This window comes from Sandaracinobacter sp., from assembly GCF_041909755.1.
In the GTDB taxonomy this organism is placed as follows: Bacteria; Pseudomonadota; Alphaproteobacteria; order Sphingomonadales; family Sphingomonadaceae; genus Sandaracinobacteroides.
On the sequence record NZ_JAYRCW010000124.1, the window covers coordinates 1 to 6046 of the forward strand.

General features: G+C 70.0%; 7 protein-coding genes. 2 read left to right on the plus strand and 5 right to left on the minus strand.

Features of this window, described 5'->3' with window-relative positions; genetic code table 11:
• The coding region (locus ACE3O8_RS12535) for an S-adenosylmethionine synthetase N-terminal domain-containing protein (RefSeq protein WP_374390247.1) at positions 1 to 317 on the minus strand (317 nt) is incomplete at its 3' end.
• A 71-nt stretch (positions 318 to 388) separates the two neighbouring features.
• Positions 389 to 1939 carry an apolipoprotein N-acyltransferase gene (lnt, locus tag ACE3O8_RS12540; RefSeq protein ID WP_374390249.1) on the minus strand — a complete coding sequence of 517 codons (1551 nt, stop codon included), beginning with the start codon at positions 1937 to 1939 and terminating at the stop codon, positions 389 to 391.
• Positions 1940 to 2020: 81 nt separating this feature from the next.
• Here lnt and ACE3O8_RS12545 point away from each other — a divergent pair, with 81 nt between their 5' ends.
• Positions 2021 to 2746: an RNA methyltransferase gene (locus tag ACE3O8_RS12545; protein ID WP_374390251.1), complete on the plus strand. Its 726-nt coding sequence runs from the start codon at positions 2021 to 2023 to the stop codon at positions 2744 to 2746.
• Positions 2747 to 2873: 127 nt separating this feature from the next.
• Here ACE3O8_RS12545 and ACE3O8_RS12550 read toward each other — a convergent pair whose 3' ends face one another.
• Positions 2874 to 3710 carry a response regulator transcription factor gene (locus ACE3O8_RS12550; protein ID WP_374390253.1) on the minus strand — a complete coding sequence of 279 codons (837 nt, stop codon included), beginning with the start codon at positions 3708 to 3710 and terminating at the stop codon, positions 2874 to 2876.
• A 67-nt stretch (positions 3711 to 3777) separates the two neighbouring features.
• On the minus strand, positions 3778 to 4170 hold the full coding sequence (locus ACE3O8_RS12555) for a DUF1153 domain-containing protein (protein ID WP_374390257.1): 393 nt from the start codon (positions 4168 to 4170) through the stop codon (positions 3778 to 3780).
• 487 nt (positions 4171 to 4657) lie between these two features.
• Between ACE3O8_RS12555 and mnmA the strand changes: the two genes are divergently transcribed.
• A complete protein-coding gene (gene mnmA, locus ACE3O8_RS12560; protein ID WP_374390259.1) occupies positions 4658 to 5749 on the plus strand; it encodes a tRNA 2-thiouridine(34) synthase MnmA in 1092 nt (363 codons plus the stop codon).
• A gap of 16 nt (positions 5750 to 5765) precedes the next feature.
• Here the strand turns inward: mnmA and ACE3O8_RS12565 are convergent.
• Positions 5766 to 6046 (minus strand): acyl-CoA thioesterase (locus ACE3O8_RS12565; protein ID WP_374390255.1); only part of this gene is annotated, 281 nt, incomplete at its 5' end.

Sequence of the window (6046 nt, forward strand, 5' to 3'; positions counted from 1 at the left end):
GTCTGCCAGTGGAAACCCTTCTGCTCAGAGCCGATGGCGCGGATCGTCCCGCGCACTCGTTGCTCGATCTCGTCCCGCACGCCGGGAGCCCATCCTTCGGTGTCGGGGTGGGCGTCCAGGTCGAACACGCCCTTGCAGCGGATTTCCCCCGCCAGATAGATGCGGTTCGTCGTCACCATCGTCTCGCACGCCACCCGGGCCTGCGGGTCCTTCGCCAGCATGAAATCGACGACCGTGTCCGAAATCTGGTCCGCGACCTTGTCCGGATGGCCTTCCGACACCGATTCCGACGTGAAGATGAAGCTGCTGCGGGGCATGGGGGCTCCTCTGGTACCTGGCCTGCCGCTACCGTTTCACCCGCCTGTTTGCAATGGATATAAAGAATTATTTATGTCTTTTTGCGGTTGAGCATCAACCCCAATCCCGCCAGCAGCAGCGCGAACAGCGCCGGCGCCAGCAGGCCAAGCCGCGCGAACGGCGTGGGTTTCAGCGGCGCGGGCGCCGCCACCAGCGCATGCGCGGCGACGCCCCTGGGCAGGGTTTCCACCAGCCCGCCGCGCGGATCGATCAGGCCGGACAGGCCCGTGGGCGTCACCCGCGCCACGGGCAGCCCCTCCTCGATGGCGCGCAGCCGGGCCTGCGCATGATGCTGCGGCGGGCCGGATGGGCCGAACCAGGCGTCGTTCGAGATGGTGACGATCAGGTCAGGCCGGTCGGCCCGGTCCACGATCGCGCCGGGAAAGATGATTTCATAGCAGATGTTGGGCGCGATCCCCGGCAGCGGCGGGAAGCGCCATGTCACCGGGCCGTCGCCGGGCCGGAAATCCAGTGCGCCGGGCACCAGCCGGGCCAGCCCCAGCGGCTCCGCGATGGCACGCAGCGGCAGATACTCCCCCCCCGGCACCAGATGCGCCTTGTCGTATCGGGCGCGGATCCCGCCGCGGCTGTCCAGCAGATAGGCGCTGTTGGCGGCGGCCGTGATCCTGCCGTCCGCATCGCGCCACAGCGCCACGCCGCCCGTCATCAGCGATGCCTGTTCGGGAAGGCCCGCCACCAGCTCGCGCCGCAGGTCCGGCAGTTCCTCCAGCGGATATTCAACGGTCGCTTCGGGCCAGATCACCAGGTCCGGCTTCAGCCCGCCGGAAAGGGCCAGCCGCGTGCGCAGCACGGCTGCTTCCACACTGCGCTGAAAGCCGCCGTCCTGATGCTTGTCCGCGATTCCCACCCCCGTCTGCACCAGCAGCAGCTTCGTGCCCGTGGGCGGCGGCAGCGGCTTCTGGATGCGCGGCACGCCCAGCCCGATCCCCAGCAGCAGCGGAAAGGCCAGGATCAGCGGCAGCCGTCCCGCCTCGCCCCGCGCCGCGATCAGCGCGGCCAGGCTGCCGCCCGCGATCACCGCCAGCGCCGAAAGCCCGTTCGCCCCCACCAGCGCCGCCAGCTGCGCCACGCCCGGCAGCTGCAGCCAGCCCGCACCCATCGGATTCCAGGCAAAGCCCGTGAACAGCAGCCCGCGCCCGATTTCCGCCAGCGCGAACAGGCCCGCGAAGATCAGCGCCAGCGGTACCAGCCGCGCCGCCAGCCGCCGCGCGATCAGGGCCGCAAGGCCGATATAGAGCGCCAGGAACAGCGACAGCCCGGCAACCGCCACCCAGCCCATCCACACCGGCATCGCGGACTGGAAGCTGAAGGCCGTCGCGATCCAGGTCAGCCCCAACAGGAAATTGCCGAAGCCGAAGCCCAGCCCCAGCGCAAAGGCCTGCCCGCGCGGCCGGGCCGCCAGCAACAGCAGCAGCAGCGCCAGCCCCAGCACCGGCCCGGCGATGCTGCCCACCGGTTCGAACCCCAGCGCGCCGAGGGCGCCGGCACCGACGGCGACGGCGAAGGCCAGCAGCCGGGGCAGCGCCGCCAGCCTGTGCATGATCGGATGCTGCTCTGTCATGGCGGCGCGCATAGCCGCTGGCGCGCCCGCCCGCCAGCGCCGGACTCGACGCGGGCGCCCCGCTGGTGCATCGGCCCCGCCATGACGGCGCCTGCATTCATCCTCGTCCGCCCGCAGCTGGGCATGAACATCGGCATGGCCGCCCGCGCCATGGGCAATTTCGCGCTGGATCAGCTGCGGCTGGTGGAGCCGCGCGACGGCTGGCCCAACCCCGAAGCCGGCCCGCCGGCCGCGGGCGCCGATCATGTGCTGGAAGCGGTGACCGTGCATGACAGCGTCGCGGCGGCGCTGGCGGATTGTCACCTGACCTTTGCGACCACCGTGCGCCCGCGCGACATGCCGAAGCCCGTCGTCACCCCGCGCGAGGCGGCGGCGATGATGCGCGAGGCGGCGGCGAAGGGGCTGAAATCCGGCATCCTGTTCGGGCCGGAACGTTCAGGGCTGACGGCGGACGATCTCGCCCCCGTCGCCACCATCGTCACCTGCCCGGTGAACCCCGGCCATGGGTCGCTGAACCTTGCGCAGGCGGTGCTGCTGCTGGGCTATGAATGGTTCCAGGCCGCCGCGCCCGCGCCCGCCCCGGCGCCCGAACATGCGCCTGCCCCCCATGGCGAAGTCGCAGGCCTCATCGCCCATCTGGATCAGGCGCTGGATGCGGCCGGCTATTATCATGTGCCCGATCGCACGCCCGCCACCCGCCGCACGCTGGCCCGGCTTCTCACGCGGCCGAACTTCACCCAGGAAGAGGTGCGGACCCTGCGCGGCATCATCCGCGCGCTGGCCGAGGCGCGCAAAAGAAGGGCCTGACGCGCGCCATTGGCACGGTCAGGCCCGAAGCTCATCCAACCCTGGATGTTCGAGAAACAGGATAGCCGCTGCCGCCTGAACGGGGCAGGAATGCAGGCGCCATGGCGCCGAAAACGGGGTGAGGCCGTCAGGCCTCGTTGGCGATGGTGTAGCCCCGGCCCCAGACCGTCTCGATCACCGGGGGCGCCCCGGCGTCAGACAGTTTGCGGCGCAGCTTGCAGATGAACACGTCGATGATCTTCATCTCCGGCTCGTCCTGCCCGCCATACAGGTGCGCCAGGAACATCTCCTTCGTCACCGTCATGCCCCGGCGCGTCGCCAGGAACTCCAGGCAGGCATATTCCTTCCCCGTCAGCGGCACCGGCACGCCATGGACGGCGGCGCGGTGCGTCACCAGGTCCAGCACCAGCGGTCCGAACACCACCTCTTGCGGAGAGGCGGCGCGGGCGCGGCGCAGCACCGCATGGATGCGGGCCAGCAGCTCGTCGCGGTGGAACGGCTTGGTGATGTAATCATCCGCGCCTTCCAGGAAATTCTCGATCTTGCTCTCCAGCGCGCTTTCGCCGGACAGGATGATCACCGGCGTGTCCGGCCGCATCTGGTGCAGCTGCTGCAGCACCATCGTACCGGCCACATCGGGCAGCGTCAGGTCCAGCACCACCACGTCGAAGCGGTAGGCGCGGGCCAGGTCCAGCGCATCTTCCCCGAAGCCGGTGACATAGACGGTGAACCCCGCCATCTCCAGCATGCGGGACAAGGCGTCCGACAGCAGCCGGTCGTCCTCCACCAGCAGCAGCCGGGTCTTGCCGTTCGGCGCCTGGAAGCGGGAGCGGGCGGGTGCTGCGGCCGGGGCGATGCCGGCGCCCATCGGGCTGTCCAGCGCATCCGCCTCGCGGCGGCCGGTCACGCGGATCGCGTCGATTCCGGTCAGCGGATCATGGCCGCCATGGTCGATCATCGTCATCTCTCGTCGTCCTTTCCGGCCGCTGCCCCCGCTTCGGGGCGCAGCGCCGCAGCAAAATCTCGGGCGGTCAGATCGACCAGGTGCGGCTCAGGTCGCGATGCACCGGCTCGGGCCGCTTCGCTTCCGCAGGGGCGGGCTTCAGCGGATAATCGCGGTACAGCTGGATCCGGGTGACGCGCAGGCCGGGCACCCCGGCGCGGTCGATGGAATCCTGCCACAGCTCGATCTCTTCGGGGCTCAGCCGATACCGGGCGCAGGCTTCGGCCGCGGTCAGCAGACCGCCGCGAATGGCTGCGATCACCTCGGCCTTGCGCCGCACCACCCAGCGCCGCGTATCGGGCGGGGGAAGCGATTCCAGCGTGATCGTCCCGCCCATGGGGCCGGGAACAGAGAGGGGCCGTTGATCGTCGGCGCGCGCACCGCTGTGGGCCGTTGCAGCCCTTGATCCAGCAGTCGTCAGCGCCTTGGCCTCTTGTTCGTTCATGTGTCTAACCCTTGCTCTTCCGACAAAGCAGTTGCACGCAACCCGGCCGCCATCGTTGCCTTCCGGCAGCCACTTCTTCCGGCGGTCGGGGCCATTCCCGCCGGCCGGTGTCCGCTTCCCGCGCGGTCCGGGCAGCCTCACCTGCCCAATCCGCACCTGGCGTCTCCCGGCCTTCGGACCGCGTCTCCTTCGGGGCCAGTCAAACCCCGGTCGGATCCAGGCACCTTGTGCTTTCCCCCCGGACTGCCCATGTGGGCCGTTCCCGGGCGAAAGCGCGGTGCACGCGCTCCAGCCTCTGTCGTCGGACTGTTGCCTGCCTTCTCCCAAGCAACGGCAGGTCTGTGCCCGCCTTGAGACCAACGATGATTGTCAGGTAACCCGAAACGTGGCCGAAGTGGTGCAAAGCATTGTTACCGGGGGAGCATCCGGGCCCGAAGGGGCCGTTCAGGAGGCACTTCGTCACATTTCGGCGCGGCTTCCCGCGCCCGGCACCCGCGTCGTCGTCGCCATGTCGGGCGGGGTGGATTCCAGCGTGGTCGCCGCCATCGCCCACTGGCACGGCTGCGAGACGATCGGGGTCACGCTGCGCCTTTCGGATCACGAGGCCGCGCCCGCGCGCGAAGGGGCCTGCTGCGCCGGATCCGACATCGCGGATGCCCGCGCCGTGGCCGATGCGCAGGGGTTCGCCCACTATGTGCTCGACTATGCCTCCGCCTTCCGCACCGAGGTGATGGAGGCCTTCGCGGACAGCTATCTCGAAGGCCGCACCCCGGTGCCCTGCATCAGCTGCAACCAGACTGTGAAGTTCCGTGACCTGCTGGGCGTGGCGGCGGATCTGGGCGCTGAGGCGCTGCTGACCGGCCATTATGTGCAGCGACTCGAAGGCGCATCGGGCCCGGAACTGCACCGCGCGGCGGATCCGTCCAAGGACCAGAGCTATTTCCTGTTTGCGACAACTCCGGCGCAGCTCGCCCGCCTCGGCTTCCCGCTGGGCGGGCTCGACAAGCCGACGGTGCGCCTGCTGGCGGATCATTTCGGCCTGCGCGTTGCCGCCAAGCCCGACAGCCAGGATATCTGCTTCGTCCCCAATGGCGATTACCGCGCCGTCGTGACGAAGCTGCGCCCCGGCGCGGATCGCCCCGGCGACATCGTGGACATGGCGGGCCGGGTGCTGGGCCGCCACCCCGGCCTCATCGGCTTCACCGTCGGCCAGCGGCGCGGGATCGAAATCGGCGGCCAGGCAGAGCCGCTCTATGTCGTCCGGCTGGAGGCCGAGGCGAACCGGCTGGTCGTCGGCCCCCGGTCCGCGCTGGCGGTCAGCCGGGTCGATCTCGATCCGCTGAACTGGCTCGCCGGGCCCATCCCCGCCGACGGGCTCGATGTGCAGGTGAAGCTGCGCTCGATGGCCCCGCTGGCGGCCGCGCGCCTGTTCGGGGGCGAAACGCCGCACCTGCTGTTCCCCGAACCCCAGTTCGGCGTTGCGCCGGGGCAGGCGGCCGTCTGCTACGATGGCGGCCGGATCCTGGGCGGCGCCTTCATCCGCGCCGCGCGCTAGCCGCCCGGCGGGCCTTCTATCGCTTCAGCGCCTCCAGCGCGGCACGAAGCCCGCCCTCGATGGCGGCGGGGCGGCGGTTGCTGAGGTTCACCATCGCGCACTCGGCCAGCGCGATCGCCCGGCCCTTCTGGAACAGCCCCAATCCCAGCCGGAAGCTGGATCTGCCGATCTCCGTCACTGTCAGCGCGGCGTCCACATCGTCGGGATATTGCCCCTCCGCCAGATAGTCGATGGAGACATGCACGATCATCATGGACGAAGGATCGCCGGACGAAGGCGCGTCGTCCGCCGGGGCGC